19 protein-coding genes are annotated in these 17,517 nt (G+C 73.2%); 5 read left to right on the top strand and 14 right to left on the bottom strand.

Annotated elements, in window-relative coordinates; all coding sequences use genetic code 11:
- The first annotated feature begins 15 nt into the window (after positions 1–15).
- From ACYVK7_RS23290 to ACYVK7_RS23280, 3 genes are all read left to right on the top strand, one after another.
- Positions 16–519, top strand: a complete 504-nt coding sequence (locus ACYVK7_RS23290; RefSeq protein WP_460890107.1) for a GNAT family N-acetyltransferase — start codon at positions 16–18, stop codon at positions 517–519.
- 92 nt (positions 520–611) lie between these two features.
- On the top strand, positions 612–1,079 hold the full coding sequence (locus ACYVK7_RS23285) for a hypothetical protein (RefSeq protein ID WP_460890106.1): 468 nt from the start codon (positions 612–614) through the stop codon (positions 1,077–1,079).
- A 29-nt stretch (positions 1,080–1,108) separates the two neighbouring features.
- Complete coding sequence (locus tag ACYVK7_RS23280) at positions 1,109–2,407, top strand: MFS transporter (RefSeq protein WP_460890105.1); 1,299 nt, start codon at positions 1,109–1,111, stop codon at positions 2,405–2,407.
- Here ACYVK7_RS23280 and ACYVK7_RS23275 read toward each other — a convergent pair.
- From ACYVK7_RS23275 to ACYVK7_RS23255, 5 genes are all read right to left on the bottom strand, one after another.
- Complete coding sequence (locus tag ACYVK7_RS23275) at positions 2,307–3,914, bottom strand: MFS transporter (RefSeq protein ID WP_460890104.1); 1,608 nt, start codon at positions 3,912–3,914, stop codon at positions 2,307–2,309. The genes ACYVK7_RS23280 and ACYVK7_RS23275 overlap by 101 nt on opposite strands.
- 164 nt (positions 3,915–4,078) lie before the next feature.
- Positions 4,079–4,435 (bottom strand): PRC-barrel domain-containing protein, encoded by a 357-nt coding sequence (locus ACYVK7_RS23270; RefSeq protein ID WP_460890103.1) that lies wholly within the window; start codon positions 4,433–4,435, stop codon positions 4,079–4,081.
- Positions 4,432–4,875: a hypothetical protein gene (locus ACYVK7_RS23265; protein WP_460890102.1), complete on the bottom strand. Its 444-nt coding sequence runs from the start codon at positions 4,873–4,875 to the stop codon at positions 4,432–4,434. Before ACYVK7_RS23265 ends, ACYVK7_RS23270 begins: the two co-directional genes overlap by 4 nt.
- Positions 4,872–6,101 (bottom strand): Nramp family divalent metal transporter, encoded by a 1,230-nt coding sequence (locus ACYVK7_RS23260; protein WP_460890101.1) that lies wholly within the window; start codon positions 6,099–6,101, stop codon positions 4,872–4,874. The genes ACYVK7_RS23265 and ACYVK7_RS23260 overlap by 4 nt, the downstream gene beginning before the upstream one ends.
- Entirely contained in the window at positions 6,098–6,595 is a 498-nt protein-coding gene (locus tag ACYVK7_RS23255; protein WP_460890100.1) for a hypothetical protein, read from the bottom strand. Before ACYVK7_RS23255 ends, ACYVK7_RS23260 begins: the two co-directional genes overlap by 4 nt.
- A 144-nt stretch (positions 6,596–6,739) precedes the next feature.
- Here ACYVK7_RS23255 and ACYVK7_RS23250 point away from each other — a divergent pair, with 144 nt between their 5' ends.
- Positions 6,740–7,702: a TIGR03557 family F420-dependent LLM class oxidoreductase gene (locus ACYVK7_RS23250; RefSeq protein WP_460890099.1), complete on the top strand. Its 963-nt coding sequence runs from the start codon at positions 6,740–6,742 to the stop codon at positions 7,700–7,702.
- A gap of 42 nt (positions 7,703–7,744) precedes the next feature.
- Here the strand turns inward: ACYVK7_RS23250 and ACYVK7_RS23245 are convergent, their stop codons facing one another.
- Positions 7,745–8,158, bottom strand: a complete 414-nt coding sequence (locus ACYVK7_RS23245; protein ID WP_460890098.1) for a nitroreductase/quinone reductase family protein — start codon at positions 8,156–8,158, stop codon at positions 7,745–7,747.
- The gene (locus ACYVK7_RS23240) at positions 8,158–8,979 is read right to left on the bottom strand and encodes a glucose 1-dehydrogenase (protein ID WP_460890097.1); all 822 of its coding nucleotides are present in this window, start codon (positions 8,977–8,979) and stop codon (positions 8,158–8,160) included. Before ACYVK7_RS23240 ends, ACYVK7_RS23245 begins: the two co-directional genes overlap by 1 nt.
- Before the next feature lie 112 nt (positions 8,980–9,091).
- On the opposite strand from ACYVK7_RS23240, the gene ACYVK7_RS23235 reads away from it, so the two are divergent.
- A complete protein-coding gene (locus ACYVK7_RS23235; protein WP_460890096.1) occupies positions 9,092–9,715 on the top strand; it encodes a TetR/AcrR family transcriptional regulator in 624 nt (207 codons plus the stop codon).
- Here ACYVK7_RS23235 and ACYVK7_RS23230 read toward each other — a convergent pair.
- From ACYVK7_RS23230 to ACYVK7_RS23200, 7 genes are all read right to left on the bottom strand, one after another.
- Complete coding sequence (locus tag ACYVK7_RS23230) at positions 9,712–10,233, bottom strand: hypothetical protein (RefSeq protein WP_460890095.1); 522 nt, start codon at positions 10,231–10,233, stop codon at positions 9,712–9,714. The genes ACYVK7_RS23235 and ACYVK7_RS23230 overlap by 4 nt on opposite strands.
- Entirely contained in the window at positions 10,230–11,003 is a 774-nt protein-coding gene (gene dapB / locus ACYVK7_RS23225) for a 4-hydroxy-tetrahydrodipicolinate reductase (RefSeq protein WP_460890094.1), read from the bottom strand. The genes ACYVK7_RS23230 and dapB overlap by 4 nt, the downstream gene beginning before the upstream one ends.
- An 88-nt stretch (positions 11,004–11,091) precedes the next feature.
- Positions 11,092–12,420: a M16 family metallopeptidase gene (locus tag ACYVK7_RS23220; protein WP_460890093.1), complete on the bottom strand. Its 1,329-nt coding sequence runs from the start codon at positions 12,418–12,420 to the stop codon at positions 11,092–11,094.
- 1 nt (position 12,421) lies between these two features.
- On the bottom strand, positions 12,422–14,683 hold the full coding sequence (locus tag ACYVK7_RS23215; RefSeq protein WP_460890092.1) for a polyribonucleotide nucleotidyltransferase: 2,262 nt from the start codon (positions 14,681–14,683) through the stop codon (positions 12,422–12,424).
- Between the two features lie 214 nt (positions 14,684–14,897).
- A complete protein-coding gene (gene rpsO / locus ACYVK7_RS23210; RefSeq protein WP_020016810.1) occupies positions 14,898–15,167 on the bottom strand; it encodes a 30S ribosomal protein S15 in 270 nt (89 codons plus the stop codon).
- A gap of 134 nt (positions 15,168–15,301) precedes the next feature.
- Positions 15,302–16,837, bottom strand: a complete 1,536-nt coding sequence (locus ACYVK7_RS23205) for a DUF6297 family protein (protein ID WP_460890091.1) — start codon at positions 16,835–16,837, stop codon at positions 15,302–15,304.
- Complete coding sequence (locus tag ACYVK7_RS23200) at positions 16,834–17,514, bottom strand: ABC transporter ATP-binding protein (protein WP_460890090.1); 681 nt, start codon at positions 17,512–17,514, stop codon at positions 16,834–16,836. Before ACYVK7_RS23200 ends, ACYVK7_RS23205 begins: the two co-directional genes overlap by 4 nt.
- Positions 17,515–17,517 lie beyond the last annotated feature (3 nt).

Raw genomic sequence — 17,517 nt, 5'->3', positions numbered from 1 at the left:
CGTTAGGGTGATCGGGTGGCCCTGTTTCGTGAGACTGCCGACGTGTCCGTCCGCCCCGCCGTCGCCGGTGACGAGAACGCCGTGACCGAGGTCCAGGTGGCCGCCTGGCGCGCCACCGGGGTGCTCGGCGAGGGGGTGATCGCCGCGCTCGACGTCCCTGCCATGCAGGGCCGCTGGTCGTCGGCGATCAACTCGCCGCCCGGACCCGGCTTCGCGGTGTTCGTGGCGCTCGACGGACCGGACGTGGTCGGCTTCGCCGCCGTCTCCCCCGGGCAGGTGCTGTCCCTCGAGGTGCTGCCCGAGGCGCAGCGCGCCGGCCACGGGTCGCGCCTCCTGGCGGCGGCCGTCGACCGGCTCCGCGCTGACGGCTCCGAGACCGTGACGACCTGGTCGCTCGTCGACGACACGGCGCGCGCCGCCTTCCTCGAGGCCAGCGGCCTCGGCGAGGACGGCCGGAGCCGCACGCTCGCGACGGGTGCCCGTGAGGTCGTCGAGCACCGCTGGTCCGCCCAGATCTGACGGCGCCGGGGCGCACCCCGCGTGCGCATCGCGAACCCCAGGTTTCACGCCCGCGTGACAGTCCCGTGACACGGCCTTGCGACCATCGCACCATGGGGATACGCACGGAGTACTTCGCCGCACCTACCGACGAGGTGGCGGCGACGGCGCTCCACACGTCCGGCGGGCCGTCCGAGCCCGACCAGCGCACGGACCTGCCGCGGTTCGACGCCGTGGAGGTGCCCGCCGTGGACCCGTTCGTCATGCTCGGCGGGCTCGCCGGTGTGCTGTCCGGCCGCCCGTACGGCGAGGTCACCGCGCACCCGCGACACGGCAGCCTCATCGGCAGCGGGGGCGACGAGGGCCCGTGGATCGTGACGGTCTCGCAGACCCTCGCGGACGAGCTGGCGTCAGCGGGCCCCGCCCGCCTCGCCCGGGCGGCACGTGAGTGGTCGAGCGCCGCGCCGCCCGCCGTGCGGCCGCGCAACCTCGCCGCCGCGCTCCTGCTGCTCGCGGCCCTGGCCGCCCGCGCCGCCGACCAGGGACACGCCCTGTACTGCTGGACGAGCCTCACCGACTGAGGCCGCCACCGAGGTGCTTCACTTGCCCCGTGAACCGCACCCGTAACCCGCTCTGGCGGACCCTTGTCGAGCTCCGCGGCAACCCTCGCGCCTGCGTGTGGACCGAGCCGCTGTGGGGACTGTCCATGGCCCTGGTGCTGCCGTACGCGTCGGTGTTCATGCTGGCGCTGGGCCTGCACGACCAGCAGATCGGCTTCCTGGCGACCGTCGCCATGCTGTCCCAGGTCGGCTTCGGGCTGGCCGGCGGGATCATCACCGACCGGCTCGGCCGGCGCGCCACGACGGCGTGGTTCGACGTGATCGCCTGGGTGATCCCGTGCCTGCTGTGGGCGTTCGCGGAGAACTTCTGGTTCTTCCTCGCGGCGTCGCTCGTGAACGGCGCCCTGCAGGTCACGCAGAACTCGTGGGACTGCCTCATGGTCGAGGACGCCGAGCGGGGCCAGATCACCCGGATCTACTCGCTGGTCAAGGTCGCGGCCGACTGCTCGGCGCTGTTCGCGCCGCTGGCCGCCCTGCTGGTCGCCCAGCTCGGGCTCGAGCCCGCGGTGCGCATCCTGTACATCAACGCGGCGGTCGTGATGACCGCGAAGATCGTCTGGCTCTACCTCTGGTCGCGGGAGACGCGCCAGGGCCAGGTCCGCATGGCCGCCACGCGCGGGCAGAGCGTGTGGCACCTGCTGGCCGGGTACCGCGGGGCGCTCGGGCTGCTGCTGCGCTCACGCGGGTCGCTCCTCGCGCTGGCGGTGGCCGCGCTGACCGCCGCGGTCACGCTCGTCAACGCCACGTTCTGGCAGGTGGTGGCCAGCCAGCACCTGCACGTGCCGGACGCGCTGCTGCCCTTCTTCCCGATGGTCCGCTCGGTGCTGTCCGTGGTCTTCTTCTTCACGCTCATCCCGCTCCTGACCACCGCCGTCGACCCCAGGCGCGCCACCCTGTGGGGGTTCGGGGTCCACCTCGCCGGGCAGGTCGCGCTGGTCGCCATCCCCGCGGCCGACGGCTCGGCGACGGCGTCGACCTACGCGTTCCTCGGCCTGTGCCTGCTGCTGGACAGCTTCGGCGCGGGCATGCTGTTCATGCTCTCGGAGTCGCTCGTCGCGCTGCACGTCGACGAGGGCGAGCGCTCACGCGTGATGGCGCTCCAGCGCACGTGCATCATGCTCGCGGCCGCGCCGTTCGGCTGGATCTCCGGCTGGCTGTCCGGGATCGACCGGACCTACCCGTTCGTGCTCACGTCAGTGCTGCTCGTCGTCGGTTTCGTGCTGGTGACGGTGCGGTGGGTGCCGACCCACCCGGACGCGGACGCCGTCCTCGCGGCGGAGCCGGCCTGACGCGAGGCCGCCGCGGGACCCACGACGGCGACGCGCCCGCGGGCGCCCCCTCCGTGGCCGCGCCCGGGGCGGGCCGGCCGAGGACCCGGCCGCGCCGGACCGCCCCGGAGCCGGGGCGCGCCGCGTAGACCCGGTGCCGGGCCGCGCCGGCGGCGATCGTGACCAGCACGAGCGCCCCGCCCGCGACCAGGGCCGCGCGCACGCCGACGAGCTCCATCATGAGGCCGAGCAGCGGCGGGCCGGCCAGGCCCCACGCAGTGCTCGCACTGCGCCAGACACCCAGGACCCGGCCCCGCATCGCGGCCGGCGGGTCGGTCTGCAGCACGGTCGCGCCCGCGGTGTCCGAGAGCGACTCCATGACGGCCATGGGCGCGACGACGACCAGCAGGAGGGCGAAGGTCGGGGACAGACCGGCGACCACCTGGAGCAGCGCTCCTGCCGCGGCGAGCGCGGCCACCACCCGCACGGTCGGACGGCGGAGCCGGCCCGCGAGGAACGCACCGACGATGCCGCCGACGGCCAGCACCGCCGCAACGGTGGCGAAGTCCTGCGTGGTGCCCGCCAGCGCGCCGGTGACGAGCACGGCGAGGGTCAGGGAGTAGTTGCGGCCGAAGACCGCGCTCACGGCCGTGACCCCCAGCAGGGCGACCAGCCGCGGGCGGCTCCAGAAGTACCTGATGCCGTCGAGCGAGCTGGACGACGGTCGCGGTGCGGCGTCCGCCTCGTCAGGCACCGCGCCTCCGTGCGCCGCCGGCGCTCCGTGCGCCGCCGGCTCGACCGGAGGCACCGGCGCCACGGGCAACGCCTCCTCGAGGCCGCGCGCCCAGAGGCGCAGGAACGGTACGAGCGCCGCGACCCCCAGGAACGAGACACCGTTGACGAGGTACGCGGCGGCGGGTCCGGTGAACGCCAGCAGGCCGCCGGCCACGCCGACTCCCACCAGACGGCCCACGCTGTTGGTCACGGAACCCAGCCCGATGGCGGAGGGCACGTCGTGCGGTGCGACCAGGTCGTTGCCGAGCAGCGAGGTCGCGGGCCCGTCCACGGCGGCCAGCAGGCCGGTGACCGCGGACAGCGTCAGAAGGAGCGGCAGGTTCAGGGCGTCGAGGCCGACGAGCAGGGCCGTCGCGAGGGCGACGAGGCCGAGCGCCGCCTGGCTCACGGCGACCACGGCCTTGCGGGGCCACCGGTCCACGACCGCGCCACCGGCCACCCCGAAGAGCAGGCCGGGCGCCGCCTGGACGGCCAGCGAGAGCCCCGTGGCGGCCGGGGAGCCCGTGATCTGCAGGACCAGCAGGTTCTGGACGGTCATCTGCATCCAGGTCCCGGCGCTCGAGACCAGGTTGGCGCCGGTCCACCAGCGCATCGCGGGGTGGCGCAGCGCGCGCCACGGGGAGCGGCCGGAGCTGGTCCCGGAGCGTATGGAGCCGGTCGGCCCGGAGCCGGTCGGTGCGGAACTCAGGCTCGGCGCACGCAGGCGCGCGCGGAGAAAGGCAGGGAGAAGCACAAGAACTTTCAGTCAGGGGGACGCCGCGCAGCCGGTAGCGCTGACCGCGGCGGCGACCATTCAAACAACCGGCTCAGGGTGCGCTCCACCCCCGGCGGCCGATCGTGAGCAAGGTCGCAGGTGGCCGCCGTCTCCGCCGCGCACGGCGGTGCTCTCGCACCGGTTCAGAGCCCTGGCTCGTACCGCCCGTACCCGGCACGCAGCAGGACGACGGCGTCGCGGTGCGGGCCGTCGTCGTCCGGGTCAGGTACCCGCGCGACGTCGGGCCAGTGCACGAGGAACGCACCCCGGTGCAGCCACCGCAGCAGCGGGGCAACCGGCCACGGATGGCGCACACGCGAGCGTTCGAAGCCCAGGAACGACGTCCTGGTGCGCGGGGACACCACGAGGCCGTGGAGCCGCGCGCGGGCCAGGTAGGTGCTGGGCGGCCCGTCGAGCACGAAGCGCAGGTCCACCACCCAGCCGAGGTGCGCCCCGGCGTCGTCGTGCACCGGGACGTCGAGCAGGTCCGAGGCGATCATCCTGAGCCCTCCGGGTCGTGCGTCCCGCCCGGGATGCGCCCGACGATGTGGTCGCGGGTCCAGCGCTCGAGCCAGGTCGCGTCGAGACCGGTACCCCTGACCCCCAGACGCGCCACCGTGCCCACCTCCGACACGTGGGCCCACGGCAGGCGGTACCAGCGGGAGGTGGGCGGCCGGCCCCCGAACACCCTGGTGCCGAGCACCGGACCGGTGAGCAGCGCCGAGATCACGACCGGGACGCTGCCGTCGATCCGTCCGTCCTCGGGCGGCTCGCCGTCGACGATCTCGAGCTCGAGGTCGTCGAGCGTGCACACCGGCACGTCGTCGACGTCGAGCACCTGACGGTCCAGCAGGTGCAGACGCGCGTCCAGGACCCGCCCGGCCTGCTGCGGCTCCGGCTGGCGCGACAGGTCGCGCGGGCCGGTCCCGGTACGTCTCATCCGCCCGCCTCCGTCGCGATCATGAGGGGTATCGCGGCCAGCGCGGCCACGACGAGGACCACCAGGTACACCGTGCCGAGCACGTTGAGCACTCGCCCGTTGACGTGCTCGCCCATGTACTCCGGGTCGTTGGCGACCACCAGGATCGGCAGGTACGTCAGTGGCAGCGCCACCGCCGAGAAGACCACCGAGTACTCGGTCAGCGCGATCGGGTCCACGTTGGTCATCAGGACGCCGACGGCGACCACCAGCGCCACGATCATGGCCAGGTGGAACCGCGCCGCCTGCGCGGGGCGCCGGAACTTGCCCCACGACCAGCCCAGGTACTGCGAGAGCGTGTATCCCGTGGACAGCGCGGTCTCCAGGGCTGCGCCGAACGTGGCGGCCACCAGTCCGACGATCACCACAGCGACCAGCAGCGGCCCGCCCGCCTGCGCGACCGGGAGCGTGAGCTGGGACATCGAGTCCACCCGGATCCCGGCCGGCAGCAGCACCACGGCGGCGCACGCGGCGATGGCGACGGACAGCAGTCCGCCGAGCGGGAACCCGATGATGACGTTCAGGCGCGAGGTCGCCAGGTCGCGCACCGTCCAGCGGTCCTCGACGCCGCCGGACGAGAAGAAGAAGACCTCGTACGGCGTCATCGCCGCGCCGAACAGCGCCACGGCGAAGTACCAGTACACGGGCGCGCTCTCCGTCGCGGGCACCTGGGGCACGAGCTGCGCGCCGAGCTCGCCCCAGTCGGGACCCAGCAGGAACACCGCTACCGCGAACCCGACGAGCGTCACCCCGAGCAGGCCGGTGACGTTCTCCATGAGGTTGAACTTCACGCGCCAGAGGACCAGCCACACCGCCAGGGCGGCCACGGGAACCCAGAGCCGGTGGTCCACGCTGCTCGCCAGCTGGAGAGCGAGCGCGATGCCGCCGACCTCCGCCACGAGCGTCAGCACCGTGACCGCGAGGCTGGCCACCAGGTTCAGCCCGGCGGTGCGTGGCCCGAGCCGCTCCCGGATGACCTCGAACGTCGCCCGGCCCGACACGGCGGCCACCTTGCCGGACATGTGCGCGAACACGCAGATGCCCAGCACGCCCACCGCGACGACCCACGCCAGCGACAGCCCGAACCGTGAGCCCACGACGGCGTTGGTGACCAGGTCACCGGCGTCGAGGAACCCGCCGATGGCGGTGAGCACCCCGAGTGCCACCGTCAGGAGGCGGCTCTTCACGGCGCCGTCCGCTGGGCGTGCTGGACCGCGCCGTTCGCGTCGTCGAGCGCGCCGGCGGCGTCGTCCAGGGCGCGCAGCACGTCGTCGGCCGACGACGCCGGCCCGCCCAGCCAGGTCCGGGCCGCCGCGACCGGTCGGACAGCGCCGGAGGCGGCGGCGAGCGCGTCGTCCCGCACCCGCTCGGCGTCCGCCCCGGAGACCACCACCGTGCCGATGCCGTGCACGGCCCCGGTGGCGGTCTCGGCCGCGTCCCCGACCGCGACGTCCGCCGTGACGGCCGGGAGGCGGCCGTCGGCCCTGGCCCGGACGGCGAGCCGCGCCGTGGCCACGGCCGAGCTCGACTCGTCGAGGTGGTCGGACACGCTCGCCAGGATGTTGGCGTCGTCCGACCGCGTGGCCGCGGGCGCGCACGCCGTGAGCGCACAGCAGACGGCCACGGCCAACGCGCTCAGGACGCGTCGCCGGACCGGCAGACGGCACGGGCGGTTGGTCACCGTCGAATGCTCGCGCGGATCAGCGGTTCTCGCACTCCGGGTGCGGCCGTGGCCGAGAGCGCCGTGACGGAGAGCGCCGTGGCCGAGGGGCGAGCGGGTATCAGGCTGCCTATCGTCGAGGGAGGCAAGCGGGAAGGAGCCCTCATGCGCATCGGGTACACCCTCATGACCGAGCAGAGCGGACCGCGCGAGCTGCTGCGGTACGCGGTCGCCGCCGAGGAGGCCGGCTTCGACTTCGAGCTCTCCAGCGACCACTACTCCCCCTGGCTCCCGGAGCAGGGGCACGCCCCCAACGCGTGGGTGCTCCTGGGATCCGTGGCCCAGGCGACGGACCGGGTCGAGCTGATGACCTTCGTGACCTGCCCCACGATGCGGTACCACCCGGCCGTGGTGGCCCAGCAGGCGGCGACGCTCCAGCTCCTGGCCGGGGGCCGCTTCGTGCTCGGGCTCGGTTCCGGCGAGAACCTCAACGAGCACGTGATCGGCGACGGCTGGCCGAGCATCGCGGTGCGGCACGACCTCCTCGAGGAGGCGGTCCACATCATCCGGGAGCTTCTCACGGGCGAGCTCGTCACGTGGGAGGGTCAGCACTTCCGCGTGGACTCGGCGCGGCTCTGGGACGTGCCGGACGCCGGGGTACAGCTCGGTATCGCGGTGTCCGGCGAGCACGGCGTCGAGCGGTTCGCGCCGCTCGGGGACCACCTGGTCCAGGCGACGCCGGACGCCGACGTGGTCAAGGGCTGGACCGACAAGCATCCGGGCAGCTCGCGCGTGTTCGGGCAGCTGCCGGTGTGCTGGGACCCGGACGAGCAGAAGGCGGTCGAGCGCGCGCACGCCGAGTTCCGCTGGTTCGGCGGCGGGTGGTCCGTGAACGCGGACCTGCCGACGCCCGCCGGGTTCATGGGGGCCACGCAGTTCGTGCGGCCGGAGGACGTGGCGTCGTCGATCGCGTGCGGGCCCGACCTGGACAAGCTGGCCGAGAGCGCCCGGCCGTTCCTCGAGGCCGGGTTCACCGACCTCTCGATCGTGCAGGTGGGCGACCACAACCAGGACCGGTTCCTCGCGGAGGCCGCCGGGCCGCTGCTGGACCGCCTGCGGGCGCTCTGAGGCCGGTCGCACGCGAACGATCCCTGGCCGTGGCGGCGGCGGTCAGTCCAGGAACGTGACCTCGACCAGTCGGCTGCGGCGCATCCAGTCCTCGAGGTCGACCGGCTGGGCCAGGTGCCCCGGGTTGGCCGGCTGGTTGAGGTCGGCGACGATCTCGGACAGCACCGCGCGGCGCTCCGGCTCATCTGTGACCGGCCGTGCCGTGGCACGCAGGTCCGCCCGCACGCCGTGCTTGAGATGGAAGGTGAGGGCCGGCTCGGCCACCAGGTTGACGTACCAGCTCGGCCGGTGGACCGTGCCGCTGCACAGGTAGGTGCGTCCGGCCACGTGGTAGAAGAAGATCTCGATCCGACGGGGCAGGCCGGTACGCCGGCCCGTCGTGGTGATATCGATGATCCGCTGCCAGGTCGAGGCGGCGGGAGTGATCTCGACGGCCCGCCGTACGGCGTCGTCCATCACGCGGCCTCGGTCTCGTTCGCAGCATCGGTCTCCGCCTCGGTCTCGGTCTCGTAGCGCAGCGCCGGCCCGAGCAGCAGGCCGCCGTCGAGCACGAACTCCGAACCCGTGGCGAACACGGCGTCCGCCGAGGTCAGGAAGAGCACGAGCCGGGAGAGCTCGGTCGGCTCCCCCAGCCGCGGCACGGCGAACGGCTCGGGCGAGTAGAGGTCTGCGACGGGACGCTCGCCCTCGGCGACCGGGGTGGTGATCAGCGGTGTGGAGACCACTCCGGGATGCACCGAGTTGACCCGGATCCCGTCTCGGCCCAGCTCCAGCGCGGCCGACCGGGTCAGGCCCCGCACGGCCCACTTGCTGGCCGTGTAGGCGGCGTAGTGAGCCGTGCCGACGTTGCCCATGGTCGAGGAGATGTTGACGACGGAGCCCCCGCCGCCGCGCCGCATGGACGGCGTGACCGCACGGATGCCCAGGAACTGACCGGTCACGTTGACCTCGAGCGTGCGCCGGAACGTCTCGGCGTCCAGGTGCTCGATCAGCGCCGCAGGCTGCTGCGTCCCCGCGTTGTTCACCAGCACGGACACGGGCCCGAACCGTTCCTCGGCGGTCGCGACGGCGGCCGCCCACTGCGTCTCGCTGGTGACGTCCAGCCCTACGTGCACGGCCCGCTCCCCCAGCTCTGCGGCGAGCGCAGCGCCCCGCTCGGCGTCGCGGTCGGCGATCACCACGCCGGCGCCCTCCGCGTGGAAGGCGCGCACGTGGCTGACGCCCATGCCGCCACCGGCGCCGGTGACGATGACCGTCTTGTTCTCGAATCGCTGCACGGGGTCGACCCTCGCTAGTTGTGAGTCGACTGACTCACCTCTTCTGCAGAATAGGCGCAGCCTTAGAGGTGAGTCAAGCGACTCACCTCACAGCCTGAGGCATGATGGACCCATGGCGACCGGCACCGGGACGTACCACCAGCAGCTCGCGGAGCAGAAGCGCGCGGCGATCATCGCCGCCGCCACCAGCCTGTTCCTGGACAACGGCTACGCGGGCACGTCGCTGGCCCGGGTGGCCGAGGCCGCGGAGGTCTCCAGGGCCACGCTGTTCAAGCAGTTCCCCACCAAGGCGCGCCTGTTCGAGTCGATGGTCGAGGAGCACTGGAACCCGGACGGCGACGAGCGCCCCGAGCCGGCGTCCGGCGACCTCGCCGGTGGGCTGGCCGAGTACGGGCGCCGGTACGCCGCCCTGATGTCCCGGCCCGAGATGGTGGGCCTGTACCGCATCGTCATCGCCGAGATGCCGCGCTTCCCGGCCCTCGCCGAGACCCACTTCCACATCGGCAAGATGCCGTTCTTCGACTCGGTTCGACGGTATCTCGCCGCCGAGCACGACGCCGGAGCCGCACGCGTCGAGGACCCGGTGGCGGCCACCACCCAGTTCTTGGGGATGATCTCGAACTTCACGTTCTGGCCCCGCCTGACCGTGGTCGGCTGGAACCCCACCGACGCCGAGACGGCCCGCGCCGTCGACGACGCGGTCGCCACGATGGTCGCGCGCTACGGCGCCCGCTAGCCTCCCGGGCCCGCGGGCGCAGGCTTGGCGCGGTAGAACCCGGCGGCCTTGCGCAGCGACTCCCGCGCCCGACGGCGGTCGCCCGCCGCGTCGTAGGCGAAGGCCAGGTGGTACCAGGCACGCCAGTCCTCGGGGGCGGCCTCGACCGCCGCCCGGTGCGGCTCGAACGCTTCGTCGGCCGCCGCCCGTTCGATGCGGCCGCCGGGCGACCGAGGCAGGTCGTCCACGGGGAGGTCGCCCTCCGCGAACAGTGTGTCCGCCATGGTCTGGACCGTCGCGGCCAGCCGGTACTCGCGCACGATGAGACCGATGACCAGCAGCGGGATGATCAGCACGGCCAGCCCGATGGCGATCAGCACCGACTCGCCGGTGCGCACCATGGCGATGCCGCGGCCCGCGATCTGCCACACGTACAGCGCGAGCAGGGCGGTCACGGCCAACGTGCCGGCCAGGCCCTTGGGCAGCTTGCGGCCCGACGTCGGACGCGCGCCAGGCCGCTCGCCCGGGGACTCGCTCACGACAGGTCCAGCACGTGCTCGAGGCCCACGGTCAGCCCTGGCCGCGAGACCACCGACCGGATCGCGAGCAGCACGCCGGGCATGAACGAGGCCCGGTCGAACGAGTCCTGCCGGATGATGAGCTGCTCGCCCTCGTTGCCGAAGAGGATCTCCTCGTGCGCCACGAGCCCGCGCAGCCGCACGGCGTGCACGCGCACCCCGTCGACGTCGGCGCCGCGGGCCTCCCAGCCGTCCTCGGTCGCGTCGGGCGACGGTCCGAGGCCCGCCTCCGCGCGCGCCGTGGCGATGGCCGCCGCGGTGTGCCGCGCGGTGCCCGACGGCGCGTCCACCTTGTTCGGGTGGTGCAGCTCGACGACCTCGGCCGACTCGAAGTAGCGCGCGGCCTTGGCGGCGAAGGTCATCGCCAGCACCGCCGACAGCCCGAAGTTCGGCGCGATGAGCACGCCCAGTGCCCCGCTGCCGCCCGTTCCCCGCGGCGAGAGCTCGGCGAGGTGCGCCGCGACGCGGGCGCGCGAGTCGTCGTCCCAGCCGGTGGTGCCCACCACGACGTGCGCGCCCGCGTCGAGCACGGCGTGCACGTTGGCCTCCGTCACGGCGGGGACGGTGAAGTCCACCGCGACGTCCGCCCCGGCGAGGGTCTCGCGGGAGATGGTGTCCGCCTGGTCCAGCCGCGCGACCAGCTCCAGGCCGTCCGCCGCCTCCACGGCGGCGCAGGCCTGCGAACCCATGCGTCCGCCGGCGCCGACCACAGCCACCTTGATGTCACTCACGATCTACCACCCTTGCTTCGTCGTTGAGTGCTGGATATTCGCCCTTCCAGCGGCCCTGGACGGGCGAACATCCGGCACTCAACGAAGGTCAGTTGTCGAACGGGCCCACTCGGATGATCGACCTCGGGCGGGCCGCCAGGTCTTCGGCCAGGGACCGGACGTCCGCCGCCGTCACCGACTGGATGCGCTCGAGCGACTCCTCCAGCGACATGAGGTCGCCGTACACGAGCTCGGCCTTGCCCAGGCGGCTCATCCGCGCGCCGGAATCCTCCAGCCCGAGCACCGTACCGCCGGAGAGCTGCCCCACGGACCGCTTGAGCTCGGCCTCGGTGATGCCGTCGTTCGCCAGCTTCTCCAGCTCCTCGACGAGCAGGTCGGTCACCTGGTCCACCTTGCTCGCCGCGCAGCCCGCGTACAGGCCGAACGTACCGAGCCCGCCGTGCGCCGAGGCGAAGGAGTACGTCGAGTACGCCAGACCGCGCTTCTCGCGGATCTCCTGGAAGAGCCGGGACGACATGCCGCCGCCCAGCACCGCGTTCAGCACGGACAGCGCGAAGCGCCGGTCGTCCGTCGCCGCGATGCCGGTGGAGCCCACGATGATGTTGGCCTGCTCGACCTGGCGGGTGACGGTCAGCTCCGCGCCCGACTCCGGCACGCCGGTCCGGTCCTCGGTGGAGACCCGGCGGTCGCACGGCGCGGTCGCCGCGTCGAGCTCCCACCCGCCGTCGGACAGCACCTGGGTGACCTGCTGCACGAGCTTGTCGTGGTCGATGCCGCCCGCGGCCGTGACCACGAGGGTCTCCGGCCGGTAGTTCCAGCGGTAGTGGTCCCAGACGGCGTCCCGCGGGACGGCGTTGATCGTCTCGGGCGTGCCGCCGATGGGGCGGCCGAGCGCGTGGTCGCCCAGGACGACGGCGGAGAACTGCTCGTGCACGACGTCGGTCGGGTCGTCGTCGTTCATCGCGAGCTCTTCGAGGATGACGCCGCGCTCGGTCTCGAGCTCGTCGGTGTCCAGGCGCGCCGAGGTCACCATGTCGGAGATCACGTCGACCGCCATCGGCAGGTCGGAGTCCAGCACCCGCGCGTAGTAGCAGGTGTGCTCCTTCCCGGTGGCCGCGTTCGCCTCGCCGCCGACGGCGTCGAACGCCTCGGCGATGTCCATCGCGGAGCGCCGGGTGGTCCCCTTGAAGAGCAGGTGCTCCAGGAAGTGCGTCGAGCCGAAGTGGCCGTCGGTCTCGTCCCGCGAGCCGACGCCGATCCACGCACCCACCGTGGCCGAGCGCTGACCCGGCATGTGCTCGGTGAGTACACGGACACCGCCGGGCAGGACGGAGCGACGGATGGTCGCGCCGTCCTGCCCGGCGGTCAGCTCGGCACCGGGCTCGCCCGCGGGGACGAGCGGCAGGTGCCACGTCATGTCAGGCGTCCGCGGATGCGGTGGCCTCGGTGGCCGGCTCGGCGACGTCGGCCGGAGCCGCCTCGTCCTCGTCGGTCACGGCGACCAGCGACAGCTTGCCGCGCGGGTCGATCTCGCCGATCTCGACCTGGACCTTCTGGCCGATGGACAGCACGTCGTCGACGTTCTCGACGCGCTTGCCCCCCACGAGCTTGCGGATCTGGCTGATGTGCAGCAGACCGTCCTTGCCCGGGGACAGCGAGATGAAGGCGCCGAACGACGTCGTCTTGACGACGGTTCCGACGAACCGCTCGCCCACCTCGGGGACGTGCGGGTTGGCGATCGCGTTGATCGCCGCGCGGGCGGCCTCGGCCGACGGGCCGTCGGTGGCACCGATGTACACGGTGCCGTCGTCCTCGATGGAGATGTCCGCGCCCGTCTCCTCCTGGATCTGGTTGATCATCTTGCCCTTCGGGCCGATGACCTCGCCGATCTTGTCGGTGGGGACCTTCACCGTGATGACGCGCGGGGCGTTCGGGGACATCTCGTCGGGCGTGTCGATCGCCTCGTCGAGCACCTCGAGGATGGTCAGGCGAGCGTCACGGGCCTGGCCGAGCGCCGCACCCAGCACCGAGGCGGGGATGCCGTCGAGCTTGGTGTCGAGCTGGATGGCCGTGACGAACTCCTTGGTACCGGCGACCTTGAAGTCCATGTCGCCGAACGCGTCCTCGGCGCCCAGGATGTCCGTCATCGCGGCGTAGCGGGTCTCGCCGTCCACGGTGTCGGACACGAGGCCCATCGCGATGCCCGCGACGGGTGCACGCAGCGGCACACCGGCGTTGAGCAGCGACAGCGTGCTCGCGCACACGGAGCCCATGGAGGTCGAACCGTTGGAGCCGAGAGCCTCGGACACCTGGCGGATCGCGTACGGGAACTCCTCGCGGCTCGGCAGGACCGGCACCAGGGCACGCTCGGCGAGCGCACCGTGGCCGATCTCGCGGCGCTTCGGGCTGCCCACGCGGCCCGTCTCACCCGTCGAGTACGGCGGGAAGTTGTAGTTGTGCATGTAGCGCTTGCGCGTCTCCGGACCGAGCGAGTCGATCTGCTGCTCCATGCGGAGCATGTTCAGCGTGGTGACACCCAGGATCTGGGTCTCGCCGCGCTCGAAGATCGCGGAGCCGTGCACGCGGGGCAGCACCTCGACCTCGGCCGAGAGGGTGCGGATGTCCGCGAGGCCACGGCCGTCGATGCGGACGCCGTCGGTCAGCACGCGCTGGCGGACGAGCTGCTTCTGCAGCGAGCGGAACGCCGCCGACAGCTCCTTCTCGCGGCCCTCGAACTGCCCGGCGAGCTGCTCCTGCAGGCCGGCCTTGATGCCGTCCAGCGTGTTCTCGCGCTCCTGCTTGTCCGCGATGGTGAGCGCCTCGCGCGTCGGCGCCGAGACGGCGGCCTCGACGGCCGCGTAGGCGTCGTCCTGGTAGTCCGGGAAGAGCGGGAACTCCTGCGTCTCCTTGGCGGACTGCGCGGCGAGCTGCGCCTGCGCGTCGCACAGGGCCTTGATGAACGGCTTGGCCGCCTCGATGCCCTCGGCGACGACCGTCTCGTTCGGGGCCGCGACGCCCTCGTTCTTGATGAGGTTCCACGCGTCGTCGGTGGCCTCGGCCTCGATCATGGCGATAGCCACATCGGTCGAGCCGTCGTCAGCCGTCACGTTCCTGCCGGCCACGACCATGTCGAAGACCGCGCGCTCCTTGTCGGAGTACTTGGGGAACGCGACCCACTGGCCGTCGACCAGCGCGATGCGGACCGCGCCGACCGGGCCGTCGAACGGCAGGCCGGAGATCTGGGTCGACGCCGACGCGGCGTTGATCGCCAGGGTGTCGTACGCGTCGTCGGGGTGCAGCGCCATGACCGTGATGACGATCTGGACCTCGTTGCGCAGGCCCTTGACGAACAGGGGGCGCAGCGGGCGGTCGGTCAGGCGGCAGGTCAGGATCGCGTCGGTCGACGGACGGCCCTCACGGCGGAAGAACGAGCCGGGGATGCGCCCAGCGGCGTACATCCGCTCCTCGACGTCCACCGTCAGGGGGAAGAAGTCGAACTGGTCCTTGGGGTGCTTGCCGGCCGCGGTGGTCGACAGCAGCATGGTCTCGCCGTCGAGGTACGCGGCGACTGCGCCGGCGGCCTGCTTGGCGAGGCGTCCGGTCTCGAACCGGACGGTACGGGTGCCGAAGCGACCGTTGTCGATGACGGCTTCGGCGAACTGGATCTCGGGACCCTCCACGGGTGCCCTCCTTCTGTCGGGTGTTCTCTTCGGAACGCCCCCGTGCCCGACGGTCATCGATCGAGGCCTACCGAACCGGCGCTCGCACGTGCGAGGTGTTCGGGAAGCCACTACCGAGGACCGGACGAGGTCACGGGCGGCGCCTTCTTGTACTACAGCATCTCACCAGACCAGCCCGGCCCCCGCAGCGGGGGCCGGGCTGGTGGGCGTCATGTCAGCGGCGCAGGCCGAGCTTGTCGACCAGGGCGCGGTAGCGCTCGATGTCGATCCCCTTGAGGTAACCCTGGAGACGACGGCGCTGGCCCACGAGGAGCAGCAGACCACGACGGCTGTGGTGGTCGTGCTTGTGCTCCTTGAGGTGCTCGGTGAGGTCCTTGATGCGCTGCGTGAGGAGCGCGATCTGCACCTCCGGCGAGCCCGAGTCGCCCGGCTTGGTTCCGTACTCGGAAATGATCTGCTGCTTCGTGGCAGTGTCGAGCGGCATGGCTCTCCTTCAGTGTCGTTGCGCGGTGCTCCGGGACTTGTTCACCGGGCGCTCTCGATCCGCGGCCGTTCAGACGGCAGACACAACATTACCAGTGTTCAGGCGGCCTGCCGGACCGCGTGAGCCGCACCACCTCAGTCGGTGCGCTTGACGTGCACGGCCCACAGCACCGCGCCGACGGCGAACGCCGCCTGCAGCGCGACCAGCCCCGGCGTCACCGACCCCGAGACCACCGCCCAGGCGAGCGGGAGGGTACCGAGCACCGCCAGGTCCAGGCCCTTGAGCTGGTGCAGCACCAGCCCCGTCGGTACGCCGCCCGCCGGGGTGGCGATCATCGGGACGTCCCACGGCACCGGCCCGCGGTACGCGGTGCGCACGGCGGCAGCCCCGAGCACGACGGCGGCGGGAAGGGCCGGCGCGAGCCACTGCCAGCCCCCTGTCGCGGCCACGACGGCCAGCACGACGACCGCGGCGGTCACCACCGGCCACGTGGTGCGGACCGCCCTGGTCGCCCGCGCGCCCAGCGGCACGAGCGAGTCCAGGCGCGGGTTCTCCCCCGCGGACCGTGGACCCACCGCACCGGCGACCGCCCCGGCGTAGCCGGCGAGGGCGAGCACCGCCCACAGCCCGATCCCGCCGGCCAGGACCGGCACCTGCACCACGAAGGCGCCTGTCGCGGCGAGCGCGACGAGCCCCGCGAGCGCGGAGGGCGAACGGGCCAGCAGGGTCGCGTCCGCGGCGAGCAGGGCACCGCTCGGGCCGCGCGCCGTGCCAGGCATCCAGGGCAGCACCCGGGACGCCGACCGGCCCGCACCGAGCGCCCGGCTCATCCCGCCGCCGTCGAGCGAGAGCACGGCGGCCGAGACCTGCATGGCCGCGGACGCGCGGGCGCGCAGGTCGCCGGCGCGCAGGCGGTCCAGCCGGGTGGCCCAGAACGCGAGCGCGGCACCGGAAACCAGGACCAGTCCGGCGGGCACGGGCCACGGCACCGCCCAGGCGGGCCACTGGGGTGACCAGAGCGCCAGACCGAGCCCGGCCAGCGGCACGGCGGCGAGCAGGGCGTTGAGGACCCGTCCGGGCAGGTCGCCCGACGCCGCCCCGGTCACCTGCAGCACACCGGTCCCGGCGACGACGAGGAGGCCGAGCGCCCCGCCGAGCGCGGCGTCGGCGAGGATCCCGGCGAGGTCGACGCCCACGAACGCCGCGGGCAGGCCGCCCACGAGCAGGCCCGCGCCGGTCCCGGCGAGCAGCGCCCGCACGACCGACGGTGAGGTGAGCCCGGCCCGGTCGGCCGGGGCGGGCACCCACCAGCGCACCCCGGCGGCGGGCAGGCCGGCGGGGCCCAGCCGCAGGGCGAGCAGCGTTCCGGCGAGCGCCGCGAGGGCGAGCACCAGCGCCTGGACCAGACCGGGGCCCAGCCCGAACCGGGTCGCGTCCGACCCGAGCATCTCCCGGACGGGGCCGCCGAAACCCCACACGTACAGCCCGACGATCGCGAGGGAGACCACGATCTCGCCGACGTCCATGGCCACCCGGCCCGCCTCGGCCGGCAGGTTGTGCGCCCGCACCCGCGCGGTGAGGCGGCGCAGCTCGGCGCCGGTGAGCCGTTCCTCCTCGACCCCGGTGAGCCGCGGCAGCACCGGATCGGCCGTGGTCCGCCCGCCCGTCACCGGAAGCCCGCCAGCACGCCCGGTGCCTCGTCGGGCGGCAGCAGGGTGGCGCCGTCGTCGGACAGGTGCAGGGCGTGCGCGCCGGTCCCGGCGAGGAGCCGGTCGTCGTGCGTGGCGAACAGCACGGCCGTGCCGGCGTCGGACTCGGCACGCAGCAGGTCGGCGAGGCGGGCGCGCATCGCGGTGTCGAGGCGCTGCTCCGGCTCGTCCAGGACGAGCAGCTCCCGCGGGCGCACCAGGGCGCTGGCCAGCAGGAACCGGCGGCGCTGCCCGGACGACAGGGTGTGCGGCATGGCGCCGCCGTGCCCGGTGATGCCCACGTGGTCGAGCACCTGGTCGGTGACCTTTCCCGCGTCGGGCACGCCGTGGCCGCGCGCGGTGAGCACGAGGTGCTCCCGGACGGTCACCCCGGGAAAGAACGCGTCGTCGTCCAGCACGCCCGCGACCCTGGCCCTGAAGTGCCGCTCACGCTCGTCCACGGCGCGGCCGAACGCGCTGACCGTGCCGGACAGCGGCTCCTGCAGACCGAGCACGGTACGCAGCAGGGTGGACTTGCCGGTGCCGTTGGTTCCGATCACGGCGACCACGTCGCCGGGGGCCACGGTCAGCGAGACCGGCGGACAGACGGCGTGGCCGCCGTACCCGACGAGCAGGTCGGTCAGTTGGAGGGACGTCATGCC

Source organism: Promicromonospora xylanilytica (assembly GCF_054782895.1).
The sequence above is the reverse complement of the archived record's forward strand: the minus strand, read 5'-3'. Positions and strand labels throughout refer to the sequence as shown.

Coding starts and splice junctions, on each gene's coding strand:
- ACYVK7_RS23285 (WP_460890106.1), top strand. CDS start 612: ATGGGGATACGCACGGAGTACTTCGCCGCACCTACCGACGAGGTGGCG.
- ACYVK7_RS23270 (WP_460890103.1), bottom strand. CDS start 4,435: ATGATCGCCTCGGACCTGCTCGACGTCCCGGTGCACGACGACGCCGGG.
- ACYVK7_RS23265 (WP_460890102.1), bottom strand. CDS start 4,875: ATGAGACGTACCGGGACCGGCCCGCGCGACCTGTCGCGCCAGCCGGAG.
- ACYVK7_RS23250 (WP_460890099.1), top strand. CDS start 6,740: ATGCGCATCGGGTACACCCTCATGACCGAGCAGAGCGGACCGCGCGAG.
- ACYVK7_RS23245 (WP_460890098.1), bottom strand. CDS start 8,158: ATGGACGACGCCGTACGGCGGGCCGTCGAGATCACTCCCGCCGCCTCG.
- ACYVK7_RS23235 (WP_460890096.1), top strand. CDS start 9,092: ATGGCGACCGGCACCGGGACGTACCACCAGCAGCTCGCGGAGCAGAAG.
- ACYVK7_RS23220 (WP_460890093.1), bottom strand. CDS start 12,420: ATGACGTGGCACCTGCCGCTCGTCCCCGCGGGCGAGCCCGGTGCCGAG.
- rpsO (WP_020016810.1), bottom strand. CDS start 15,167: ATGCCGCTCGACACTGCCACGAAGCAGCAGATCATTTCCGAGTACGGA.
- ACYVK7_RS23200 (WP_460890090.1), bottom strand. CDS start 17,514: ATGACGTCCCTCCAACTGACCGACCTGCTCGTCGGGTACGGCGGCCAC.